The organism is Hydrogenophaga taeniospiralis CCUG 15921, assembly GCF_001592305.1.
GTDB lineage: Bacteria > Pseudomonadota > Gammaproteobacteria > Burkholderiales > Burkholderiaceae_C > Hydrogenophaga > Hydrogenophaga taeniospiralis.
This window is the reverse complement of sequence record NZ_BCWR01000015.1, coordinates 1-21,978: the sequence shown is the minus strand read 5'-3', so window position 1 is coordinate 21,978 and position 21,978 is coordinate 1. Positions and strand designations below refer to the sequence as shown.

The 21,978-nt window shown below is 67.4% G+C and carries 20 protein-coding genes and 1 pseudogene; 3 read left to right on the top strand and 18 right to left on the bottom strand.

Features of this window, described 5'->3' with window-relative positions:
- Positions 1-13: 13 nt before the first annotated feature.
- The 9 genes from HTA01S_RS16910 to HTA01S_RS16870 form a co-directional block, all read right to left on the bottom strand.
- Positions 14-2,557 carry an ABC transporter permease gene (locus HTA01S_RS16910; protein ID WP_068173917.1) on the bottom strand — a complete coding sequence of 848 codons (2,544 nt, stop codon included), beginning with the start codon at positions 2,555-2,557 and terminating at the stop codon, positions 14-16.
- A 212-nt stretch (positions 2,558-2,769) separates the two neighbouring features.
- Positions 2,770-3,402 (bottom strand): uracil phosphoribosyltransferase, encoded by a 633-nt coding sequence (upp, locus tag HTA01S_RS16905; RefSeq protein ID WP_068173916.1) that lies wholly within the window; start codon positions 3,400-3,402, stop codon positions 2,770-2,772.
- Between the two features lie 120 nt (positions 3,403-3,522).
- A complete protein-coding gene (locus HTA01S_RS16900; protein ID WP_068174131.1) occupies positions 3,523-4,437 on the bottom strand; it encodes a formate dehydrogenase accessory sulfurtransferase FdhD in 915 nt (304 codons plus the stop codon).
- 137 nt (positions 4,438-4,574) lie between these two features.
- Positions 4,575-4,904, bottom strand: a complete 330-nt coding sequence (locus HTA01S_RS16895) for a hypothetical protein (RefSeq protein ID WP_068173915.1) — start codon at positions 4,902-4,904, stop codon at positions 4,575-4,577.
- A gap of 23 nt (positions 4,905-4,927) precedes the next feature.
- On the bottom strand, positions 4,928-6,157 hold the full coding sequence (locus tag HTA01S_RS16890) for a formate dehydrogenase subunit gamma (RefSeq protein ID WP_245638118.1): 1,230 nt from the start codon (positions 6,155-6,157) through the stop codon (positions 4,928-4,930).
- A 10-nt stretch (positions 6,158-6,167) separates the two neighbouring features.
- A complete protein-coding gene (locus tag HTA01S_RS16885; protein WP_245638117.1) occupies positions 6,168-6,422 on the bottom strand; it encodes a hypothetical protein in 255 nt (84 codons plus the stop codon).
- Entirely contained in the window at positions 6,419-7,021 is a 603-nt protein-coding gene (gene fdh3B / locus HTA01S_RS16880; protein ID WP_068173913.1) for a formate dehydrogenase FDH3 subunit beta, read from the bottom strand. Before fdh3B ends, HTA01S_RS16885 begins: the two co-directional genes overlap by 4 nt.
- Positions 7,022-7,033: 12 nt before the next feature.
- A complete protein-coding gene (locus tag HTA01S_RS16875) occupies positions 7,034-10,000 on the bottom strand; it encodes a formate dehydrogenase subunit alpha (RefSeq protein ID WP_068173912.1) in 2,967 nt (988 codons plus the stop codon).
- 17 nt (positions 10,001-10,017) lie between these two features.
- Positions 10,018-10,245: a formate dehydrogenase gene (locus tag HTA01S_RS16870; RefSeq protein WP_068173911.1), complete on the bottom strand. Its 228-nt coding sequence runs from the start codon at positions 10,243-10,245 to the stop codon at positions 10,018-10,020.
- Between the two features lie 480 nt (positions 10,246-10,725).
- Between HTA01S_RS16870 and HTA01S_RS16865 the strand changes: the two genes are divergently transcribed.
- The 3 genes from HTA01S_RS16865 to HTA01S_RS25375 all read left to right on the top strand — a co-directional run bounded on the left by HTA01S_RS16865 (position 10,726) and on the right by HTA01S_RS25375 (position 14,579).
- The gene (locus HTA01S_RS16865; protein WP_068173910.1) at positions 10,726-12,111 is read left to right on the top strand and encodes a sigma-54-dependent transcriptional regulator; all 1,386 of its coding nucleotides are present in this window, start codon (positions 10,726-10,728) and stop codon (positions 12,109-12,111) included.
- A 142-nt stretch (positions 12,112-12,253) separates the two neighbouring features.
- Complete coding sequence (locus HTA01S_RS16860) at positions 12,254-14,359, top strand: sensor histidine kinase (protein ID WP_068173909.1); 2,106 nt, start codon at positions 12,254-12,256, stop codon at positions 14,357-14,359.
- Positions 14,360-14,414: 55 nt separating this feature from the next.
- Positions 14,415-14,579, top strand: a complete 165-nt coding sequence (locus tag HTA01S_RS25375) for a hypothetical protein (protein WP_157572156.1) — start codon at positions 14,415-14,417, stop codon at positions 14,577-14,579.
- Here HTA01S_RS25375 and HTA01S_RS26040 read toward each other — a convergent pair.
- The 9 genes and pseudogenes from HTA01S_RS26040 to HTA01S_RS26035 all read right to left on the bottom strand — a co-directional run.
- The gene (locus HTA01S_RS26040; RefSeq protein WP_245638116.1) at positions 14,563-14,826 is read right to left on the bottom strand and encodes a Fic family protein; all 264 of its coding nucleotides are present in this window, start codon (positions 14,824-14,826) and stop codon (positions 14,563-14,565) included. The genes HTA01S_RS25375 and HTA01S_RS26040 overlap by 17 nt on opposite strands.
- Positions 14,711-15,196 (bottom strand): hypothetical protein, encoded by a 486-nt coding sequence (locus tag HTA01S_RS16855; protein ID WP_245638135.1) that lies wholly within the window; start codon positions 15,194-15,196, stop codon positions 14,711-14,713. Before HTA01S_RS16855 ends, HTA01S_RS26040 begins: the two co-directional genes overlap by 116 nt.
- Positions 15,197-15,217: 21 nt before the next feature.
- Positions 15,218-15,835, bottom strand: a complete 618-nt coding sequence (locus HTA01S_RS16850; RefSeq protein ID WP_068173908.1) for a TorD/DmsD family molecular chaperone — start codon at positions 15,833-15,835, stop codon at positions 15,218-15,220.
- Between the two features lie 2 nt (positions 15,836-15,837).
- Positions 15,838-17,916, bottom strand: a complete 2,079-nt coding sequence (locus HTA01S_RS16845) for a 4Fe-4S binding protein (protein WP_068173907.1) — start codon at positions 17,914-17,916, stop codon at positions 15,838-15,840.
- On the bottom strand, positions 17,876-18,535 hold the full coding sequence (locus HTA01S_RS16840; protein WP_068173906.1) for a DUF3306 domain-containing protein: 660 nt from the start codon (positions 18,533-18,535) through the stop codon (positions 17,876-17,878). The genes HTA01S_RS16845 and HTA01S_RS16840 overlap by 41 nt, the downstream gene beginning before the upstream one ends.
- A complete protein-coding gene (locus HTA01S_RS16835; RefSeq protein ID WP_068173905.1) occupies positions 18,532-19,374 on the bottom strand; it encodes a gamma-glutamyl-gamma-aminobutyrate hydrolase family protein in 843 nt (280 codons plus the stop codon). Before HTA01S_RS16835 ends, HTA01S_RS16840 begins: the two co-directional genes overlap by 4 nt.
- Positions 19,371-19,982 carry a DUF3305 domain-containing protein gene (locus HTA01S_RS16830; protein ID WP_068173904.1) on the bottom strand — a complete coding sequence of 204 codons (612 nt, stop codon included), beginning with the start codon at positions 19,980-19,982 and terminating at the stop codon, positions 19,371-19,373. Before HTA01S_RS16830 ends, HTA01S_RS16835 begins: the two co-directional genes overlap by 4 nt.
- 231 nt (positions 19,983-20,213) lie before the next feature.
- Complete coding sequence (locus HTA01S_RS16825) at positions 20,214-21,434, bottom strand: FAD-dependent oxidoreductase (RefSeq protein ID WP_068173903.1); 1,221 nt, start codon at positions 21,432-21,434, stop codon at positions 20,214-20,216.
- A 399-nt stretch (positions 21,435-21,833) separates the two neighbouring features.
- Positions 21,834-21,978: pseudogene (locus HTA01S_RS26035) on the bottom strand (benzoyl-CoA oxygenase); the annotation flags it as partial.

Genomic DNA, 21,978 nt, shown 5'->3' with positions numbered 1-21,978 from the left:
GCGGCGCAGGGGGTCACACGGTTGCTCGGCGGAGGGTTTCGACCACCGGCGTGCGCAGCACGCTGCGCAGCCCCCACCAGCCGGCCAGCAAGGCCAGCACGGCACCGGCCAGGCTGCCGCCCAGCGGCACCCAGAGCGAGGCGGTCCAGGTGAACTCGAACACGAAGCGGGCCAGCGCCCAGCCCACCACCACCGCCACCACCGAAGCCAGGAAACCCGCGAGCAGGCCCACGCCGAGCAACTCGATGCGCTGCACCTGGCGCAGCAGGGCCGAGCCGGCGCCCACCGCGCGCAGGATGGCGAACTCGCGTTCGCGCTCGCCGCGCGTGGCGGTGACGGCGGCGAGCAACACCACCAGGCCGGCCGCCAGCGTGAAGGCAAACAGGAACTCCACCGCGCCGATCACCTGGCCCAGCACGCGCTGCACCTGGGCAATGGTCTGGCTCATGTCGACGTTGGTGATGTTGGGAAACTGGCGCACCAGCGCGTTGTCGAACTGAACATCGGCCTCGGGCGCTCGAAAGGCGCTGATGAAGCTGACCGGCGCATCGGGCACCTGGGCCACCGGGAACACCACGAAGAAGTTGACCCGCATCGAGCCCCAGTCCACCTTGCGCAGGCTGGTGATGCGGCCCTCGCTGACCTGCCCGGCGATGTCGAAGCCCAGCCGGTCGCCCAGCTTGAGCCCCAGTTCTTCGGCCAGGCCCTCTTCCACGCTCAAGGCATCGGCTTCGTTGTCCTGCCAGCGGCCCGCCACCACCGGGTTGTGTTCGGGCAAGGTGGCGGAGTTGGACAGGTTGAACTCGCGGTCCACCAGGCGCTGGGCGCGGTCGCTGGTGAAGTCGTCGGGGCTGATCGTCTTGCCGTTGATGCTGACCAGCCGGCCCCGGATCATGGGGTACCAGTCGAAGCGCTGCACACCGGCCTGGCGCAGTGCCTGCTGAAACGCTTCGCCCTGGTCGGGCTGCACGTTGATGACAAAGCGGTTCGGCGCATCGGGCGGCGTGGCGTTGCGCCAGCTGGCGATGAGGTCGGTGCGCAGCAGCACCAGCAGCACCAATGCCAGCAAGCCCACGGCCAGCGCGCTGATCTGCACCACGGCGTAGGCCGGGCGTGCCGAGAGCTGGCGCGTGGCCATGACCAGGGCGCGCGGCGCGGTGGCCTCGTTGACGCTGGCGCGCAGCAAGCGCACCGCCGCGTAGCTGGCCAGCGCGAACAGCAGCACGGCCCCGGCAAAGCCGCCCACGGCAATCGCGCCCAGCAGCAGGTCGCGGCTGGCGGCCAGCAGCAAGGCGGCAAAACCCGCCACGCCCAGCCCCAACACCGCCAGCGAGGCCGGCTTGAGCTGGCCCACATCGCGCCGGATCACGCGCAGCGGCGGCACCTTGGCCAGTTGCAGCACCGGCGGCAGGCCAAAGGCCATCATGAGCGTGAGGCCCATGCCCAGGCCCAGCAGCACCGGGGCGGGGCCGGGCGCGGGCAAGGAGGCGTCCACCAGGCCCGCCAAGAGCCACACGAAACCGTGGTGCACGACATAGCCCAGGAACACCCCCAGCACGCTGGCAAACAAACCGACCAGCGCGAACTCGAAGGTGTAGGCCCGCGCCATGCTGCCCTGCGACAGCCCCAGCACGCGCAACATGGCGCAGTCGTCCAGATGGCGCTGGGCAAACCCGCGCGCGGCGATCGCCACCGCCACCGCGCACAGCAGCGCGGCCAGCAGGGCCACGAGGTTGAGGAATTTTTCGGCGCGCTCCAGCGTGCGCTGCATCTCGGGCCGCCCGCCTTCGAGCGACTCCAGGCGCAGGCCCCGCACACCGGGCTGCTCGATCTGTGCCTTCGCCCAGTCCACGAACCGCTTCACGGCCGGGTCGCCGCCGGCCACGGCCAGCCGGTAAGTGAGCCGGCTCGCCGGCTGCACCAGGCCGGTGGCCGGCAGGTCGGCGGCATTGATCATGACGCGTGGCGCAAAGCTCATGAAGCCCGCGCCCCGGTCGGGCTCCACCACGATCACGTGGGTGATGCGCAGCTGGGCGTCACCCAGCAGCAGCGGCTGGCCCACGGAAAGATCCAGAGCCACCAGCAGCGCCGCGTCCACCCAGGCGGTGCCGGGCGCGGGAATGTCGCGGGTAGCGGCATCGGGCGCTAGCGGGGCCGTGGCCACCCGCAGGTTGCCGCGCAGGGGATAGCCCTCACCCACCGCCTTGAGCGCCACCAGCCGCGCCGCGCCACCCTCTTCGTCGCGGGCCCGGCCCATGGTGGGGAAACCCAGCGTCTGCGTGGTCTGCAGCCCCAGCGCCTTCGCCTGCTGCTCGAACGCCGGTGGCGTGGCGTTGTCGCTGCTGACCACCGCGTCGCCACCGATCAACGCCCGCGCATCGCGCGCCAGACCGCCCTGCAGCCGGTCGGCAAAAAAGCCCACCGCGGTGAGCGCGGCCACCGCCAGCGTCACGGCCAGCAACAAGAGCCGCAACTCACCCGCACGCCAGTCGCGCCAGAGCGAGCGCCAGCCCAGGGACCAGAAGGAGACAGGAAGCGGAACGGGTGCGACAGCCATCCTGCGACCTTAACTGAATTGATTCACCCCTGCGCCACGTCCGCATTCGCGGACATGTCACCCCCTTCAGGGGGACGATGTGAGTGGCCCGGCATCCGGAGCGGGAGGCCCAATAACCCAGAACGCCGCGGGTCCGGCTCCGCCGGCCCGCAGGCGTTGCCCCTTGAGGGGCGGAGCTGGCTACACGCAGTGAGCCAGCGATGGGGGTGGTCCTACTTCGTGCCGAAAATGCGGTCGCCCGCGTCGCCCAGGCCCGGCACGATGTAGCCGTGCTCGTTCAGGCCGCGGTCCACCGCCGGGGTGTAGATCGGCACGTCCGGATGGTGGTCGTGGAAGGTCTTGATGCCCTGGGGACAGGTCACGAGGCAGACAAAACGGATGGAACGCGGGTGGGTCTGCTTGAGCCGGTCCACCGCCGCCACCGCCGAGTTGCCGGTGGCCAGCATGGGGTCGAGCACGATCACATCGCGCTCTTCCATGCCCTGCGGCATCTTGAAGTAGTACTCCACCGCCTGCAGCGTGGCTGGGTCGCGGTACAGGCCGATGTGGCCGACGCGTGCGCCCGGGATGACCTGCAGCATGCCGTCAAGGAAACCATTGCCCGCGCGCAGGATGGAAGCCAGCACGACCTTCTTGCCGTCGATGACGCGCGAGGTCATTTTCTCCAGCGGAGTCTCGATCTCGATCTCCTGCATGGGCATCTCGCGCGTGATCTCGTACGCCAGCAGGGCCGACAGCTCGTGCACCAGCTCGCGAAAACTCTTGGTGCTGGTGTCCTTGCGGCGCATCAGCGTGAGCTTGTGCTGGACCAGGGGGTGGTCGATGACGTGGACTTCTCGGCTCATCTGCGGGCTTTCAGAAAACAGGGGGACATGGCTGGGAGCCGCCGGCCAAGGCGCGTGCGGACCCGTGAACCGGCCAAGTTTATGCCCGTTCGCGGGCCCGGGCGGGCCCGAGGGCGACGGTCAGGCTGCGGTCGCGGGGCCCGTCATGGGCGCTGGCGGCGGCACGGCGTCGAGCAGCAGGCGCTGGGTGTTGGCGTAACAGAGGAAGCGCTTGTGGGTGGCGCGCCCGATGGCGCACAGGCCCACGCGCTGCGCCACTTCCAGCCCCATCTGCGTGATGCCGCTGCGCGAGACCACCACCGCCACGCCCATCTGCGCCGACTTGATGACCATCTCGCTGGTGAGGCGGCCGGTGGTGTAGAACACCTTGTCGGCGCTGCGGGCCAGGGACGGGTCTTCGAGGGACATCCAGCCAGCGATGGTGTCCACCGCGTTGTGGCGCCCCACGTCTTCCACGAACAGCTGCAGTTCTTCGCCGCGGAACAGCGCGCAGGCGTGCACCGAGCCGGCCGACTTGTAGGTGCTCTCCTTGAGCCGGATCGCGTTCACGATGCCGTAGAGCTGCGACTGGCGCAGCACCGCGGCCTCGGGCAGGTGGATGTTGTCGATCTCGTCCATCAGGTGACCAAACACGCTGCCCTGGCCGCAGCCCGTGGTGACGACGCGCCGGGCGGTGCGCTCTTCGATGCGGTCGATGCCGTGCCGTGTCTTGACCGCGGCGCTGCCCACGTCCCAGTCCACCGTGATGGACTCGACTTCGTCCACCGAGCGGACCAGCCGCTGATTCAACAGATAACCGAGCACCAGCCACTCCGGGTGGGCGCCCAGCGTCATGAGCGTGACCAGCTCACGCTTGTCAACGTACACCGTGAGATCGCGCTCGGCCGGGATCGACACCTGGCTGCGCTGGCCGTATTCGTTGAGCACGGCCACCTCCTGCGTCAGCGGCGCCCGGGCATGGGTGAGCTGCGGCAGGCGCACGGGACGGGGTTTCGCGTCGGCGGGCGCGGTGTGCAAGGCTTCAGGCGGGGACATGGGTTCGAGCAGGCTCGTGGACATGGTGGACAGGCTCCAAAGTATGACGCCACGGGCAAGGCCCCAGGAGCGACCCGACAACAAAAAAGAGGCCCGGCGGGCCTCTTCTGTACCGGTAGCCCCAGCGGCGTGAGGCATCAGGGCTTTTGGGGGGCCACGGCGGCAGCGGCCGGGGCCGGGGCAGCACCCGTGGTCGGCACGAACGGCCCCGGATCGGCGCAGGCCGGAGCGGCCTGAGCCGGCTTCACCGTCTTGCCCGCGGTGGACGCGGTCTTGAAATAGTTGGCTGCGGCGCGTTCCATGGACAGGCAGAGCTTGTAGGCGTCCACCTTGCCGGCGTGCGCGGTCTTGGCCTTGGCTTCCTCGGCCTTGGCCTTGGCGGCGTCGTCCAGCACCGGTGCCGGCAGTTTGGCCATCACGCTGGCCGAACCGGCGAGCAGCAGGGAGATCAGCAGGATTCGTTTCATCGCAAATGTCCTTGGAGGAGGGGTCAGGCCTTGGCCACCGCGTCGCCCGCCGGCGCCGACGGGGTGGGCTGGCTGCGCTGGGCGGGAATCTTGCCGGCCTTGACATCGTCGTACCAGAGCTCGTGGTGTTCCTTGGCCCAGGCCTCGTCCACGTAGCCGGTGCGCATGGCGCCGTACGCGCCCTTCACGCCCACCGTGCCCATGTAGATGTGGCCCATGATCAGCGCCATCATGATCAGCGCGCCCACGATGTGCAGCATGTGGGCGATCTGCATGTCGCCGCGCAGATACAGCATGCCCGGCAGGAGCTTGTCGAGGAACAGGCCGGAGCCCACCACCACGATGCCGGGGATGGTCACACCCCACCAGAACAGGCCCTTCTCGCCCGCGTTGAAGCGGTGCGACGGCACTTCCTTGTCACTGAGCATGCCGCCCAGCTTGGACAGCCAGACGAAGTCGGCCGCGTTGGCGATGTTGTCCTTGATGAAGGTCACGACCACGATCAGCAACGACACGGCGAACAGCGGGCCCATGAAGTTGTGTGCGTTCTTCAGCGCGAACGTGAGCCAGCCAAACAGCGTGGTACCGATCACGGGCAGGATGAAGAACTTGCCGAAGGCCATCACGATGCCGGAGATGGCCAGCACCACAAAGGCAATGGCATTCGACCAGTGGGCCGCGCGCTCCAGGGGCGTGAAACGCTCGATCTTGCGCCCGGTGTCCTTCAGATGCCCGCCCAGCGGACCCTTGGTCAGGTAGAAGATGGCCAGGGCCAGCAACACGATGAACAGCAGCGAGCCGCCGTAGGGGATCAGCCAGTCGTTGCGCACCTGGCGCCAGGCCTCACCGGCGGTGGTCAGGCGCGAACCCGGGTACTGCACGAAGGGCTGGATCAGGTTGCCGGCTTCCGGCGCCTGGCTCAGCGGTAGACTGCTGTAGCCGGTGACGCCCTTGCCCACGTCACGCCACATCGGCGCGTTGTTGCCGGGCTGCACCTGCCGACGCTGCGCGTTGGTCTGGTTCTCGTAGTCCGGGTCCTTGCTCGCGTCGGGCGCGATCTCGAAGATGTTGGCGCTCTTGATGCCACCCACGGCCGCGGGTGCGGACTGGGCAGCGGGCGGTGCCGGATCGTCGGGCACGGGTGGGTTCGGAGCCGTCTGGGCGCTGGCCCAGCTGGCGCCCAGTGCCAGCAGTGCAGCGACGCCCCAGCCACGCCAGGCTGCGGGGTTCAGGATCATCGGGTGCCGGTTCATGGCTGTCCCTTCAAGGCTTGGCGCCCATGCGGGTGTAGTCGTTCTGGCCGTACTGGGCACGGGCCTTGAGCTGCTGTTCCCAGCTGCTCTTGTCGCCGACCTTCCAGCCGGCCTGGGCGTACTGGCTGTTGCCCACACCCTGGTAGGGCGCGTTGTCCTGCTTGACGCCCCCACCGGTCATGTCCTGCGGCTTTTCGCCGCAGGCACCCAGTGCCAGAACCCCCGACAGGGCCAGCAGACGGATCATCGTGGTGGTGTTCATCATGACTTGGTCTCCTGAGCCGTACCGTAGGCGGTGCCCCAGCCCCAGACCTCGGCGCCCTTGCCACGGCGCAGCACCCGGGTGCGGAAGATGTCGGCCACCACGTCGCCGTCGCCGGCGATCAGGGCCTTGGTCGAGCACATCTCGGCGCAGGCCGGCAGCTTGCCTTCGGCCAGGCGGTTGCGGCCGTATTTCTCGAACTCGTCCTGGCTGCCGTGCTCTTCCGGGCCACCGGCGCAGAAGGTGCACTTGTCCATCTTGCCGCGCACGCCAAACGTGCCCTGCGAAGGGAACTGCGGTGCGCCGAACGGGCAGGCATAGGAGCAGTAGCCGCAGCCGATGCAGACGTCCTTGTCGTGCAGCACCACACCTTCGTCGGTGCGGTAGAAGCAGTTGACCGGGCAGACCGCCATGCAGGGCGCATCGCTGCAGTGCATGCAGGCCACCGAGATCGATTTTTCGCCCGGCACGCCGTCGTTGAGGGTGACCACGCGGCGGCGGTTCACACCCCACGGCACCTCGTGCTCGTTCTTGCAGGCCGTGACACAGCCGTTGCACTCGATGCAACGCTCGGCGTCACAGATGAATTTCATTCGTGCCATCGTGCGTTCTCCTTATGCTTTTTCGATGTTGCAGACCGTCGTCTTGGTCTCTTGCATCATGGTGACGATGTCGTAGCCGTAGGTGGTGGCGGTGTTGACCGCCTCACCGCGAACCACCGGGAAGGCGCCATCCGGGTAGTACGGCTTCATGTCTTCGCCCTGCCAGCGCCCGGAGAAGTGGAACGGCAGGAACACCGTGTCCGGCCCCACCCGTTCGGTCACCAGGGCCTGCACGTTGATGCGTGCGCCGGTGGGGGTGCTCACCCACACGCGCTCACCGTTGCGGATGCCGCGCGACGCCGCAGCCGCCGGGTTGAGTTCCACGAACATTTCTTGCTGCAGCTCGGCCAGCCAGGGGTTGGAGCGGGTTTCCTCGCCACCGCCCTCGTACTCGACCAGGCGCCCGCTGGTCATGATCAGCGGGAATTTTTCGTAGACCTTGTCGTCCACGTTCTTCTGCTGCAGCGACTTGTAGAGCACCGGCAGGCGCCAGCGGTTCTTCTGGTCGTCGTGGCTGGGGTACTTGGCCACGAGGTCCGGGCGGGTGCCGTAGATGGGTTCGCGGTGCTGTGGAATCCCATCGGGGAAGTTCCACACCACGGCGCGCGCCTTGGCGTTGCCGAACGGGTGGCAGCCGTGCGCCATGGTCACGCGCTGGATGCCGCCCGAGAGGTCGGTCTTCCAGTTCTTGCCCTCGGCGGCGGTCTTCTCGGCGTCGGTGAGGTCGTCCCACCAGCCCAGTTTCTTGAGCAGCACGTGGTCGAACTCGGGGTAGCCGGTGGTGATCTCGGCGCCCAGCGAGTGGGATCCGTCTTCGGCCAGCAGGCTCACGCCTTCCCGCTCCACGCCGAAGTTCGCGCGGAAGTTGCCGCCGCCTTCCATCACGTGTTTGGAGGTGTCGTACAGGTTGGGCGAGCCCGGGTGCTTGATCTTGGCGGTGCCGTAGCACGGCCAAGGCAGACCGAAGTAATCCCCGCTCATGTCGTAGCCGGTTTCCTTGTCGACCACTTTGCCCTTGCACTTGAGCGACTTCACATCGAAGGCGCCCATGTTGCGCATGTGCGCTTTCAGGCGCTCAGGGCTCTGGCCGGTGTAGCCGATGGTCCAGACCGAGGCATTGATTTCGCGCAGGATGTCTTCGGGCACGGGCTCGTCCAGGCCCTTGACCTTCTGCATCTTGTAGTTCTTCGACAGCTCGGCACCAAAGCCCAGCTTCTCGGCGAACTGGTGCATGATCATGTGATCGCTGCGGCTCTCCCACAGGGGTTCGATCACCTGTTCGCGCCACTGGATCGAGCGGTTGGACGCGGTGCAGGAACCGCTGGTTTCGAACTGGGTGGCCGCCGGCAGCAGGTACACCGCGCGGTTCGGGTTGAGGTCTTCGGGCTTGCCGGGCATGGCCGCCATCGACGCGGTGGCCGAGGGGTACGGGTCCACCACCACCAGCAGGTCGAGCTTGTCCATCGCGCGCTTCATCTCCAGGCCCCGCGTCTGCGAGTTGGGCGCATGGCCCCAGAAGAAGATGCCGCGCAGGTTCGGGCCCTGGTCGATCAGCTCGTTGTTTTCCATCACGCCGTCGATCCAGCGCGAGACGGTGATGCCGGGCTTTTCCATCATGCCCTCGGCGTACTTGGCCTTGATCCAGTCGTACTCCACGCCCCAGACCTTGGCGAAGTGTTTCCACGAGCCGGCGGCCAGGCCGTAGTAGCCCGGCAGCGAATCGGGGTTGGGGCCGACGTCGGTGGCGCCCTGCACGTTGTCGTGGCCGCGGAAGATGTTGGTGCCGCCACCGCTCTTGCCCACGTTGCCCAGTGCCAGTTGCAGGATGCACGACGCGCGCACCATGGCGTTGCCGATGGAGTGCTGCGTCTGGCCCATGCACCAGACGATGGTGGCTGGCTTGGCTTCGGCCATCATCTTGGCGACCTTGGCCATCTGTGCTTCGGGCACGCCGCAGGCTTCTTCGACCTTGTCCGGCGTCCATTTGGCCAGCACGTCTTCACGCACCTTGTCCATGCCGTAGACACGGTCGTTGATGTACTGCTTGTCTTCCCAGCCGTTCTTGAAGATGTGGTGCAGCAGGCCGAACAGGAAGGGAATGTCGGTGCCGGAGCGGATGCGCACGTATTCGTCGGCCTTGGCGGCCGTGCGGGTGAAGCGCGGGTCCACCACGATCATCTTGCAGCCGTTTTCCTTGGCGTGCAGCATGTGCAGCATGGACACCGGGTGCGCTTCCGCGGCGTTGGAGCCGATGTACAACGCGCACTTGCTGTTCTGCATGTCGTTGTACGAGTTGGTCATCGCCCCGTAACCCCAGGTGTTCGCGACGCCGGCCACCGTGGTGGAGTGGCAGATGCGCGCCTGGTGGTCGCAGTTGTTGGTGCCCCAGAAGCTTACGAACTTGCGCAGCAGGTAGGACTGCTCGTTGTTGTGCTTGGAGGAGCCGACGAAGTACACCGAGTCGGGCCCGCTGGCCTCGCGCAGCTCCTTCATCTTCGCGGTGATTTCGTCCAGCGCGGTGTCCCAGCTGATGCGCTGGTACTTGCCGTTGACCAGCTTCATCGGGTAGCGCAGGCGGTACTCGCCGTGGCCATGCTCGCGCAGGGCGGCGCCCTTGGCACAGTGGGCGCCGAGGTTGATGGGGGAGTCGAACACCGGCTCCTGGCGCACCCAGACGCCGTTTTCCACGATGGCGTCGGTGGCGCAGCCGACCGAGCAGTGGGTGCAGACGGTGCGTTTGACTTCGATCTTGCCGGAGCCGTCGGTGGAGCCCCCTTCGGCGGCCTTGGCCTTCTTCACCAGCGTGAGCTGTGTGGCGGCCAGGCCCACACCGACCCCGAGGCCGGAGCGGCGCAGAAAACCGCGACGGTCCATGGTGGGCAGCGCGGCCGACAGGCCCCGCTGCAGGCTGTGGACGAAGGCGCTGTGCGCGCGGCCACCCTGGGCGCTGGTGGTGGATGATTTTTTGGTCAGCAACATGGGGTTCTCCTGCTGGCTCAGATCTGGGTGGTCTTGTAGTACTGCTTGACGTGGTCCGACAAGCTGTAGCCACCGCCCTTTTCGGGCGCCGGGCGGGGCTCGGCGGGGGTCACGGCGGTGGGCTGGGCACGCGGTATCAGGGTGGCCGCGGCGGCCAGGGCCCCGACGGTGGAGGCACCGGCAAACAGTGTGCGGCGGCTCAGGCCGGGGCGGCCCTCGCGGGGGTCGGAAAGGGGCTTGCTCATGCATGTCTCCTGGTTGAACAAAAGCCCCTCAAACGCCACACGGCGTCACTTGCGGACTTTTTGCATAAGTGGAATTTAACCCCCCGTTACAAGGTGTGCAAGGAAGACTTGCCACTGATGGCATGGATTTGCAACGGATCGGTGGTCCCGCCTTTCTGCCGCAACACAGCACGTGGTGCCGCTTCCGTTTTGATAGCCAAAAGCGTGCCATCATCAATTGCTTATTCTTCTCATGCATCGCCTTCGGGCCTCTCCCCTTGGCACGCAAGGTGTGTCGCACCGCAACGACACGGGCCATCACGGGATAACCCTGATGCCACCGATCTGCGCCACGCAAGCCCGCGTCAGGCTGTCGTTCGAAAGCGCGACAACTTGTCGCAGCCGTCGCCCGGCAGGCCCCCCGAGGTCGCCCACCGGCGGTGTCGGAATCGCATGAATACCCAAGCGATCTTGTAGGCTTCATCCGTAGAATGCCGCCGGGTGGAACCCACCTACTTTGCGCCGCCTCCCGACAAAGCCCTCGAAGGCTGGCCCGACTGGTCGATTCTGATCGTCGACGACGAGCAGGGCATGCTCAACTTTCTGGTCAAGACGCTTGCGCCACGCTGTCACTTCGTGATGAGCGCCGGCAGCGCCGAAGAAGGCGCCGGTTGGCTGCGCGGCCACCACGTGGACCTGATCATTCTCGACATCTCCCTGCCCGGCAAAAGCGGCGTGGTCTGGCTCAAGGAACTGCGGGAATCGGGCTTCAACGGCGAAGTGATCCTGATCACCGCTTTCGCCGACCTGGACACCGCCATCGAGGCGCTGCGCGCTGGTGCATCCGACTTCATCCTCAAGCCGTTTCGCGTGCCGCAGATACTCAACGCGGTGAAACACTGCGTCGAGCGCTCGCGCCTGCGCCGCGAAAACTTCGTGCTGCGCCGCGCCGTCGCTAGCGCGCCCGGGCAGGGCCACGCGCTGGTCGGCCAGTCGCCTGCCATGCAAGGTCTGCGCGAGTCCATCGACCGGGTCGCACCGGTCCACAGCACCGTGCTGCTGCAGGGCGAGTCGGGCACCGGCAAGGAGCTGGTGGCGCGCGAGCTGCACGCCCGCAGCCCGCGCGCCAGCGGCCCCTTCGTGCCGCTGAACTGCGCCGCCGTGTCGCCCGAGCTGATCGAGAGCGAGCTGTTCGGCCACGCGCGCGGCGCCTTCACCGGCGCCACCCGCGCGCGCGACGGGCTGTTCCACTACGCGCAGGGCGGCACCCTGTTTCTGGACGAGATCGCCGACCTGCCCCTGCCCATCCAGGCCACGCTGCTGCGCGCCATCGAAGACCTGAAGATCCGCCCGGTGGGCAGTGAACAGCTGATGCCGGTGAACCTGCGCATCATGGCCGCCACCAACCGCCGCCTGGCCGACGAAGTGGCCGCCGGCCGCTTCCGCAAAGACCTGTATTTCCGCCTGCAGGTGGTGGACCTCACCCTGCCCCCGCTGCGCGAACACAAGGAAGACATACCCGCACTGATCGCGCACTTCATGGACCAGCTCGCGCCCTCGCTGGGCGTGGCGCCGCTGCGCATCAGCGAAGCGGAAATGGACTTCCTGCGGCAGTACGACTGGCCCGGCAACGTGCGCGAACTGCGCAACCTGATCGAGCGCTCCCTGATCCTGGGCACGCTCAACGTGTCGGCGCTCTACCCGGGCGAGGCCCCGCGGCAGAGCGCGTCCACCGACCCCAGGCCCACCGACCTGCACGCGCTGGAGAAGCAGCACATCCTCTCGGTGCTCGACTCGGTGCAGGGCGACAAGACGCGCGCGGCCCAGTTGCTGGGCGTGTCGCGCCGCACGCTGGAACGCCGTGTGGCCGAATGGGGGAGAGGGTGACCACACCCCCGCCGCGCTTCGCGCGTCCCCCTCAAGGGGGCGGTGCCAGTGGCCCGGCGAAGCCGGTTCCACGGCACCCACTGGGTCCGGTCACGCGCTCCGGTGAAGCAACACGCTCGCCGCACGGTGCGCGGCCAGCAGCATGACCCTCTGGCGCACACCCCGCTGGCTCGCCACCTCGGTGCGCAACAAGCTGCTGGCCATGGCGCTGCTGCCGCTGCTGGTGGCGTTCCCGCTGCTGGTGCTGGCGCTCGCCCTGTGGGGCAACGTGGCCTACGACCGCCTGCTCATCACCAAGGTGCGCAGCGACCTGGCCGTGGCGCGCGGCTATTTCGACCAGGTGCTGATCGAGGTGGGTTCGGGCACGCAAGGCGTGGCCAGCTCGCAGGCTCTCTTCGCCGCCCTGCAGGCGCCCGCGCCCGACGGCCGCAGCGCCCTCCCCGCCCAGTTGGACCAGGCCCGCGCACGCCTCGGCCTGGACTTTCTGGTGCTCTACCAGCCGCAAGGCCAGCCGCTCGCGCGCGCCCTGCCCGCCGGCCTGAGCACCAGCGATGCCGCCGCACCCCTGGCGGCCATGCCCGCCGCCCTGCGCGACTCGCTGCAGGACAACCAGCAACGGGCCCAGGCCCGGTTGCTGCTGCTCGACCCGCAGGCGCTGGAAGCATTGGCGCCCCATTTGCTGGCGCGCGTGCGGCTGCCGGTGGTGCCCACGCGCAACGCCGCACCGAGCACGCGCACGGTCGAAGACCGCGCCATGGTGGTGCTGTCCACCCTGCCGGTGCGCGACGGCGCGGGCCGCACCATCGCCCTGCTGACCGGGGGCCTGCTGCTCAACCAGAACCTCGACTTCATCGACCACATCAACCGCATCGTCTACCCCGACGGCTCGCTGCCCTTCGACAGCCAGGGCACGGCCACGCTGTTTCTCGACGACGTGCGCATCACCACCAACGTGCGCCTGTTCCAGGACCAGCGCGCCATCGGCACGCGGGTCTCGCAGACCGTGCGCGACGCCGTGCTGGGCCAGGGCCTGACCTGGCTGGACCGCGCCTTCGTGGTCAACGACTGGTACGTCTCGGCCTACGAGCCGCTGCAGGACGTACGGGGCCAGCGCATCGGCATGCTCTACGTGGGCTATCTCGAAGCCCCGTTCCGGCTGGTGCGCTACGCCATGCTCGGAGCTATCGGCCTGATCTTCCTGCTGGTGATGGCGCTCTCGGCGCTGTTCTCCGTGCGCTGGGCGCGCAGCATCTTCCGGCCGGTCCAGCGCATGAACCGCACCATGCAGCGGGTGCAAGCCGGCCAGGCCGGCGCGCGCGTGGGCCCGCTGCGCGCGCGCGACGAGCTCGGCGCGCTCGCCGGCCACCTGGACCAGCTGCTCGACGTGATCGACGACAAGACGCGCGCGCTGCAGCGCTGGGGCGAAGAGCTCGACGGCAAGGTGGCCGAGCGCACGCGCGAGCTCGAAGCGAGCAACGCCTCGCTGCAACTCGCGCAGCAGCAGCTCGTCAAGAGCGAGAAGCTGGCGGCCATTGGCCAGCTCACGGCCAGCATCGCGCACGAGATCAACAACCCCATCGCCGTGATGCAGGGCAACCTGGACCTGATGCGCGAGACCCTGGGCGAGGCCAGCCTGCCGGTGCGCGGCGAACTCAGACTGCTCGACGAGCAGGTCGAGCGCATGCGCATCATCGTCACGCAGTTGCTGCAGTACGCACGCCCCACCGAATACGCCGGCTACGTGGAAAACCTGGACCTGAACCGCACGGTGGACGACTGCCTGGTGCTGGTGGCACACCTGCTCGCGCAGACGCGCATCGAAGTGCGGCGCGACCACCGGGCCAGCCAGGCCGTGGGCTTCAACCGCCAGGAACTGCAGCAAGTCATCATCAACCTGCTGATCAACGCCATCCAGGCCATGCCCGAGGGCGGTGTGCTGCAACTGGTGACACAAGACTGGGCCGACGAACACGGCGCGCGCGGGGCGCTGCTGCAAGTGCAGGACTCCGGCACGGGCCTGGCGCCCGGCGTGGCCGAACGCCTGTTCCGCCCCTTCTTCACCACCCGGAACGACGGCAACGGCCTGGGCCTGTGGATCAGCCAGGGGCTGGTGGAGCGCTATGGCGGCAACATCACCGCCGCCAACCGGGAAGACGGCCAGAGCGGCGCGGTGTTCAGTGTGAGGCTGCTGACCGAGCCGCAGGCGCCGGAGGCGGTGAACACGCGGGATGGGCGGCCTGGGGGGTGATCGTTATGAGGTCCAGCGGTAAACTAAGCAACCACCGACATCGCGACACCACAGCATGCTCAAGTCCACAGAGCCCCAACGCAAGAAGCCCAGCAGCAAAGCCATGCTGCGCGCCGTGGCCAGCTCCACCGCCGTGGAAACGGGCCGCAGCGTGACCCAGCTGGAGCAGAAGTTGCAACAGCCCGCGGTGCGTTTCGCTCACATCAAGCTGGCCCGCTGAGGCTGGCATCGCCAGCGGCCATGGCTTCGGCCACGAACTGGCCCATGGGGCTGTAGTCGCCCGACAACCCGGCGTGAATGGCACCGACGTACGCCGGCTTGCGCTGCTCCCAACTGCTGTAGTCCATAGGCTCATGGCCAGCCTGCACGGCCATCACATCGGCCAGCAGACGGGCCAAGCGCCCATTGCCCTCGCGGAACGGATGAATCAAGACCAGCTCCACATGGGTCACCGCGATGGCGTTCACAATCTCGGCGGGGGCGAGTTGCCAGCAAGATGTCCACCTTGCCAGGTATTGCCGCTCGAAATCCAAGAGCAGGCCCGGCAGTGGCGAATTGAAAGCCTCCCTTGCCCAGGTTCACCGAACGCTCCTGCCCCGCCCACGGGTACACGTTGCCCAGCCACTGGTGGTGCCAGCGCTTGAGGTCTTCGACGGTGAGTGCCCGGTCGGGGAAGTCCTGCAGCAACACTTCGTCGTACAGCTCGCCCAGCAGTCGCAACTCCAATTCGTCCATGTCGTCGACCGAGGTGATGCCCACCAGGTTGCGCAGCACCTGCCCGTTCGAGCCGGGCTCGAACTCGCCCTCGGCCCCAGTGGTTTGGTAGCGGTTGGTCATCGAACCGAAAGCGTAGCCCCTTCACACCATCAAATCAAACCCCTGCGTCTCCACACTGACGAACGCAGCCGTGAACCCGGCCAGCGCTGCGTAGAAGCGCGCCTTGGGGTGGGCGGTGATGGCTTCGCACAGCGCCGGCGCCCAGCTCTGCACATGGGTGCTGAAGAACTTCTGCTGCTGCGTGAGGTTGGCCACTTCCACGTCGTCGCCGGCGATCAGGTAGCGCATGACTTCGCAGACGCAGGCGAAGTGGTCTTCGGTCTCGTTCATGGTTTCGTCGCGTGCCAGACCCAGGGCGGCCAGGTCGCCGCGCAGGGCGGCCAAGGGCTTTTCGTTGAGGAAGCCGCTGAGGTAGTACGAGCCGAACAGGTAGACCTCGGGCTTGCCCACGCCGCCGAACAGGGCGTCGTATTCGTCGGCCACTTGCTGGTCGCTCAGCTCGCGCGCGCTGCCCACGAACTGGCGCCAGGGTTCTTCCAGAAAACCGCCGGGCGCGGGTGCTTCGGTCACGGCCACGCGCAGTTGGGCCAGCAGCTCGGGCGTGGGCGGCGCGTAGAACAGCGCGGCCAGCAGGCCGTACACCTCGGCACGGGCGGTTTCTTCGTCGAGGGCGGAAGACACGGGGATGGAATCGGTCATGGTCAGAGGTCCGTGATGCGGGTCTCGCCCGGGTTCGAATAGATGTCCACCACGCGGCAGTCGCCGCACATTTTCAGGCGCTCCAGCGCCTCGCCCTGGAACATGGCGTGGCCCGACAGTTTGCCCAGCATGACCTCGATGCCCTTGAGCGTGCCGAAGGGTTTGCCGCAGCGCACGCACTGGTAGGGCTGGGCCTCGTTGAGCACGCGCAGTTGCTTGCGCTGCTCGGTGAGCAGCAGGCGCGGTTGCAGGGTGATGGCGTTTTCCGGGCAGGTTTTTTCGCACAGACCGCACTGCACGCAGTTCTTTTCGATGAAGCGCAGCTGTGGGCGATCGGCGTTGTCCTGCAGCGCGCTGGCCGGGCAGGCGCTCACGCAGCTCAGACACAGGGTGCAGGCGTCCGGGTTGACGGCGATGCTGCCCAGCAGCGAGGCCGCCGGCAGCGGCAGGGCCTCTGGCCCCGTCTGGCGTTGCGCGGCGCTGTCCTGCATCACATGGTCGAGCGCGAGTTCGAGCGTGGCGCGCTTGTCGGCCTGCACGGCGAAGCTGGCGCGGCGCGACACGCCCTGGGCCGGCGCGGCGCCCAGCGCCTCGTCCAGTGCCATGAGGTCGCGCGCGTCGCGGGCTTCCAGCAGCTGGAAGTGCTGCCCGCTGTAGCCCAGACCGCTGACGATGGCCTGCGCCACCGCCATCTGCTCGCGCACGGCGTCGCGGTACTGCGGCGCTTCTTCGCCGGTCATCAACACCCAGACCTGCGACGCGCCGTAGGCAAAGGCGGTGAGCCAGACGTCCAGCCCCATGGACGCGGTGTGCCAGAGCGGCAGCGGGATCACGCGCGCGGGCACACCGCGCACGGTCTTGTCCAGCGCGGCGGCGCGGCCCAGGTCGCCGATCAGCGCGGCGCCCGCTTCCTGGCTGTGCAGCAACAGGGCGGCGTCCTTGCCGCCGGCTTTGGCGTAGGTGGCCAGCAGGGTGCGCAGCTTCACGCCCTGCTCGCTGGCACGCGGGTAGGCGTAGCTGAGCGCGCCGGTGGGGCAGACGGTGGTGCAGGTGCCGCAGCCCACGCAGAGGTTGGGGTTGACGACGATCTGGTTGCGCTTGAGGTCGCTGCTGATGGCCGAGGCCGAGCAGATGTCGACACAGGCGTTGCAGCCCACTTGCTCGTTGCGGCCGTGCGCGCAGAGCTTCTGCTTGTAGGTGAAGAACTTCGGTTTCTCGAACTCGCCCACCAGATCGCGCAGGCGGATCAGCGCCTGCAGGGCTGCGGCATCGCCCAGACCACCGGGCAGGTGCGTGTAGCCCTGCGGCAGGGCGTGCTGTGTGAAGGCTGGGGTCTTGCGCAGGTCCAGCACCAGGTCGAAGCTTTCGCTGTGGCTCTGCGGCTCGCGCTGGAAGTTGATCGCGCCCGCGGCCTCACACGCCTTCACGCAAGCGCGGTGCGAGCGGCAGCGGTCCATGTCGATCTGGTAGTCCAGGCCGATGGCGTCTTCCGGGCAGGCGGCGATGCAGGCGTTGCAGCGCGTGCACAGGTCCAGGTCGATCGGGTTGCTGGTGCGCCACTGCACTTCAAAGGCGCCGAGCCAGCCGCGCACCTGCGGCAGCTCGCCCGCGATCACGGGGTAGCGGCGCGCCTGCATGCCGGCGCCACCGGTGGCCATGATCGTCACGTCCAGCGCGTCGGCCACCAGGTCCGCGGCGCGTTCGGCGTCTTCCAGCGCCCCGATGATCAGCAAGCGGCCTTCGCTGGTGTAGGTCACCGTGGGCACGGGTTCGGCCTCGGGCAGGCGCGCCGCGGTGAGCAGCGCCGCCATCTTCGGCGTGGACTGCGCGGCCTCGCGGCCCCAGCCGCCGGTTTCGCGGAGGTTCACGAAACGGATCGGCCGCACGTCGAGCGACACCGCGCCTTCGGTCTGCTCCGAGAGCTCAGTGAACAGCCGGCTTTCCTGCGTGCAGGCCACCACCAGATCGTCGCTGCTGCGGCAGGCCTTCTGGAAGGCGGGCGCGTCGCGGCGGCACAAGGTGGTGTGCAGCGTCAGGTCTTCATCCAGCGCCTCGCCCAGGGTCTTGGGGTTCAGCGGCATGGTCTGGTTGCAGTTGCAGATCAGCGTGGTCATCGTGGGGTTCTGGTGGGTCTGGCTGGGCGACCTGTTCGGGCGCATCAACCTGGAGTGCGGGGGCCTCTTCGGGCTCTGCGGCGTGTGCTTCGGTGGCTGCAACGGGGACAGGCGCCACCGGGGGTTTCACTTCGTTGGGGTCGTCGACCAGTTTCAGGAATTGCGCGCCCACCATCTTGGCCATGTCAACGGCGGACAGCGGGCTGGGTTTCGAATAATCGTCGATGTAGATGTCGAGTCCGTCCATCACGTTGTAGCGCGGGTCGGTGAAGAGCTTTTTCACCGCGGCGTTGCGCACCTCGGCCGGCACGCCGCGCGCCACGAAAGGCTTGAAGTCACCGTCGAGCGACAGGCGGGCCACGTCTTCCAGCGTGGGTGCGGGCGGGGGCTCCGCCGGCCCGGCAGAAACCGGCGGTGGCGAGGTCGCTGGCGCCAAGCCTTCGACAGCGCCTGGTGCGGTCACCGGGGCCACAGCCACCGGGGGCTCAGGCGCTGGCGGCTCGGCGGGCAAGGGCTGCCCGGAGCGCACCTGCGCCTTGCGCCGCGACCAGCGCGAGAAGAAGTTGTCGTCTTCGTCGGGTTTCATGATCGCGCAGACAGGGGCACACCGGGGTGCACCACGGCCGCACCGCTCTGGTGGCGGTCGGCGCGTGCCAGCGCGGCGCGCAGAAAGTCCATCATCATCGGACCGCTGTCGAGCAGACCCTGCATCTCTTCGCCTGGCGTGAGGTGGAATTCGGGATGCCACTGCACGCCCAGCACATAGCCCGGGCCGGTGTGCCGGATGGCTTCGATGATGCCGTCCTTCGAGCTGACGGCCTCCACCACCAGCCCCTCGCCCAGGCGGTCCACGCACTGGTGGTGGATGCTGGTGACGCGGTGCGGCACGCTGTTGCCATACAAGCGCTGCAGCGAAGATCCAGTCTCGAAATGCACCTCGTGCGTCAGCCGGTCGTAGCGCGTGGTGTCCTGGTGCTGGATGGTTCCGGGGCGCTGCGAAGGGATGTCCTGCACCAGGCTGCCACCGAAATAGACGTTGATGAGCTGGGCTCCGCGGCACACCCCAAGCACCGGCTTGCCCGCCGCGATGAAGCCGCGCAGGAGATTGAGCTCGTAGCGGTCGCGCACGGCGTCGCCGGCCCAGGCCGGGTCGCGCAGTGTGTCACCGTAGGTTTCCGGGCAGATGTCGATGCCACCCTGCAGGACCAGGCCATCGAGCAGATCGACCAGTTCGGTCATGGGCGCGCGGTTGGCCGACAAGGGACTTTCCTCGTCGATGAAGGGGACCATCAGCGCGATCGCCCGGTGGGCCATGATCCAGTGCGCCATGGAGCTTTCCAGGAACTGCAGCCGCTTCTGCGGCAGGCCCAGACCGGGTGGTGGATCGTGCAGCAAACGGGCGCTGATACCGATGCGGAGTGTCATCGTTGGGGCCCTGCGCCTTTTTTCTCGGTGGAAATGCGAACCGGCTGACCGAAACGGTCGGTCAGCGCCTGGAAGCTTTGCGGCCGCTGGCGGCGCTTGGGCTCGGGCTGGTAGTTGGCGTCCACGAAGCCGCGCAGCCAGTCGGTCACATCGTCCGAGGCCGCCACCTGCTCCACCCGCTCCTGCGCGTCGAGCCAGCGTCCGGCGTCGTGGTAGCTCAGCGTGACGGTCTGCGGCACGGCCATGGGTTCGCCGTCCAGCAGGCGCTCGTCGTCGGGGCGCCAGACCACCCAGAAACAGGGGCTGGGGCTGTTCAGGTTCAGGAAATAGCCTTCGGCATCGTCGCGGAACAGCTCCACGCGAAAGCGCGGAAACAGCCAGTGCGTGCCGGGGTGCTCCGCCGAGCCTTCGACCGGCTCCACCGCCTGCGGCTCGTGCGATGCGGCGGGTTCGCTCGCGGTGGTTTCGTCGGGGGTGCTGTGCAGCAGCACGTCGGCGAGCACCCAGCGCCAAGCTTGCCAGCGGCTCATGGGGCCGCTGACCGGTTCACGGCGCATCACCACGTCCACCTCGATGGCGGGGCGCGCGGGGGCGCTTGTCTCGTTCATATGTTCGGCCATCACAAGCGGCAATGTAAGGCATGCATCGCGACAATTTGTCGCAAACGGGCACCCTCTTGCGTGCCCGAGGGAATACCCTGAAAAAGCACAGGAGCTTGCCCTCGTAGAGCATGCCCCTGTGCGCTTGGATGGTCAACCACGGGAGGCGCAGGGGAATGCGCTTCGCTCGCAGCCGACACACACCACGGGATGGACGACACGGTCACCACAAACGATCTCTCAGCCCGGGGGCAGCGGGTTCTGGCCGAGCAACCGAGCGCCCATCTCTGCGGAGTGACGCACGACGTCGAATCCATAGGCCATCATGATTTGCTCATAGCGACGCAAGGCAACGGCAAGCGAGGTCTCGCCATGCGCCACCTCGGCCAGGCGGCGCCCGAGCAATGCGGCGTCGTGGAGGGCGACATTGGCGCCCCGACCCAGGCTCGGCGTCATTGTGTGAGCGGCGTCTCCCAGCAGCGTCACATGGGAGCAGGCATCGAGTTCAAACGGCACGCTGGACTCCATCTTGATATAGAAGAACGAGCCGGACGCCCCCGCCTCGACCACTTGTGCCGCCAAGGGCGACCACCTGCGCAGCAGCACCGTGGCCGCGAACGCCTGGAGTTTGTCGCTGTCCATGGCCCGCATGGCTTCATCCGACCCAAAAAACTCGCGGCGGCCAGCCACAATGCAACCCAGGTAGTCCTGCTGCTCGCTGAGTTGCGCACCGGGTGTCAGCAGGCCCGCGGCCTGGCTCGGCTCCATGGGAAACAGCACAGGGCCAAGACCCAGGATCATCTTGTCTTCGCTGGTGACACCTGTGAACAGATCCGCCAGCGCGTGAGCGGGCACCACGTCCCGGGCCCGCGGCACCGAGAGGCGGCCGTAGATCGACCGCGCTCCCGAATCCATCATCCTCGCTTGCGGCGCGCGTTGGCGCCGGACCGCCGAACCAGCGCCATCGGCGCCCACCAGCAGATCAAAACGCAGTTCCTCGCCGTCGGACAGCACCAAGGTCACGCCCTGCGCGTCGCATCGATAGTGGTCGAACCCGGCACCGAAACGCATATGGTCTTCCAGGCCGGTCATGAGTATCTGCCGCAAGGTGATGCGATTCACGTTGATGTGTGCCGCGATACCGCTTGCGACATGGTGCTGCGTCTTGCTGTAGTCGTCGGTCGGGAACCGTCGCCGCAGACCGAAACCCGGATCCAGCAAGGTCGTATAGGGAAGAGGCGTCATCGAGGTGGCCTCGAGGAGCCTGTACAGCGGGTCGGGAAGCGCCTCTTTCAAGGCATGGATGCCGTCCGCGTCGAGGTGCAGGCGGTAGCCCTGTCGTCGTGCTGAAGGCGAGGAATCGCGCTCGAAAATCTGGAACTCGATGCCCGCGCTTTTTAGCGACTGGGCCAAGCAGAGGCCGCCGATACCGGCGCCGATGATGGCAACTTTGAAACTCATGGTGACCTGACATTTGAAGACAGGTGCGCCGACGAAAGATCCCTTCGACACACCAAAATCGCCTGGTTGAACCAGGCGTCGGGTGTCGTGGGTCCGTGACCGGAGTGAGATACCGCTTCCCAGCGACCGACCGTGCTACCAAACGGTCTGCTCTCTTTTCGACGGCACGCATCCTAGCAGGACAACGAATCGAAATCTCGAAGACCTTCCACGATGGGCAGTGAATCGGCGCAAGAGCTTGACGTCGGGCTCACTCCGTGATCGGGTGTATCCACGCTCGCAACTGCGAACACCGGTCCGGCACTGGAATCGGTCGCCCGGACTTTCGGTCACAGCGTTGCATGGTCGCCGATCCGCTTGCCCTGCCAGACCTGGTGCCGATTCACATCCAGGGCCGACTCAATAGGTTTCGAGGTGCAAACGCCCCTCGCGCTTGAGCGCTTGGCCGATCTGCTCCCAGTTCAACCCCGCCTGGGTCGCCACGTCGCGCAGCGCCAGCACCACGCCCTCTTCCATGCTTTTCAGACCACACACATAGAAATAC

Excerpts from the sequence above, each read along its gene's own strand:
- HTA01S_RS16910 (WP_068173917.1), bottom strand. The coding sequence starts at position 2,557 with ATGGCTGTCGCACCCGTTCCGCTTCCTGTCTCCTTCTGGTCCCTGGGC.
- upp (WP_068173916.1), bottom strand. The coding sequence starts at position 3,402 with ATGAGCCGAGAAGTCCACGTCATCGACCACCCCCTGGTCCAGCACAAG.
- HTA01S_RS16900 (WP_068174131.1), bottom strand. The coding sequence starts at position 4,437 with ATGTCCCCGCCTGAAGCCTTGCACACCGCGCCCGCCGACGCGAAACCC.
- HTA01S_RS16895 (WP_068173915.1), bottom strand. The coding sequence starts at position 4,904 with ATGAAACGAATCCTGCTGATCTCCCTGCTGCTCGCCGGTTCGGCCAGC.
- HTA01S_RS16890 (WP_245638118.1), bottom strand. The coding sequence starts at position 6,157 with ATGAACCGGCACCCGATGATCCTGAACCCCGCAGCCTGGCGTGGCTGG.
- HTA01S_RS16885 (WP_245638117.1), bottom strand. The coding sequence starts at position 6,422 with ATGATGAACACCACCACGATGATCCGTCTGCTGGCCCTGTCGGGGGTT.
- fdh3B (WP_068173913.1), bottom strand. The coding sequence starts at position 7,021 with ATGGCACGAATGAAATTCATCTGTGACGCCGAGCGTTGCATCGAGTGC.
- HTA01S_RS16875 (WP_068173912.1), bottom strand. The coding sequence starts at position 10,000 with ATGTTGCTGACCAAAAAATCATCCACCACCAGCGCCCAGGGTGGCCGC.
- HTA01S_RS16870 (WP_068173911.1), bottom strand. The coding sequence starts at position 10,245 with ATGAGCAAGCCCCTTTCCGACCCCCGCGAGGGCCGCCCCGGCCTGAGC.
- HTA01S_RS16860 (WP_068173909.1), top strand. The coding sequence starts at position 12,254 with ATGACCCTCTGGCGCACACCCCGCTGGCTCGCCACCTCGGTGCGCAAC.
- HTA01S_RS25375 (WP_157572156.1), top strand. The coding sequence starts at position 14,415 with ATGCTCAAGTCCACAGAGCCCCAACGCAAGAAGCCCAGCAGCAAAGCC.
- HTA01S_RS16855 (WP_245638135.1), bottom strand. The coding sequence starts at position 15,196 with ATGACCAACCGCTACCAAACCACTGGGGCCGAGGGCGAGTTCGAGCCC.
- HTA01S_RS16850 (WP_068173908.1), bottom strand. The coding sequence starts at position 15,835 with ATGACCGATTCCATCCCCGTGTCTTCCGCCCTCGACGAAGAAACCGCC.
- HTA01S_RS16845 (WP_068173907.1), bottom strand. The coding sequence starts at position 17,916 with ATGCCGCTGAACCCCAAGACCCTGGGCGAGGCGCTGGATGAAGACCTG.
- HTA01S_RS16840 (WP_068173906.1), bottom strand. The coding sequence starts at position 18,535 with ATGAAACCCGACGAAGACGACAACTTCTTCTCGCGCTGGTCGCGGCGC.
- HTA01S_RS16835 (WP_068173905.1), bottom strand. The coding sequence starts at position 19,374 with ATGACACTCCGCATCGGTATCAGCGCCCGTTTGCTGCACGATCCACCA.
- HTA01S_RS16830 (WP_068173904.1), bottom strand. The coding sequence starts at position 19,982 with ATGAACGAGACAAGCGCCCCCGCGCGCCCCGCCATCGAGGTGGACGTG.
- HTA01S_RS16825 (WP_068173903.1), bottom strand. The coding sequence starts at position 21,434 with ATGAGTTTCAAAGTTGCCATCATCGGCGCCGGTATCGGCGGCCTCTGC.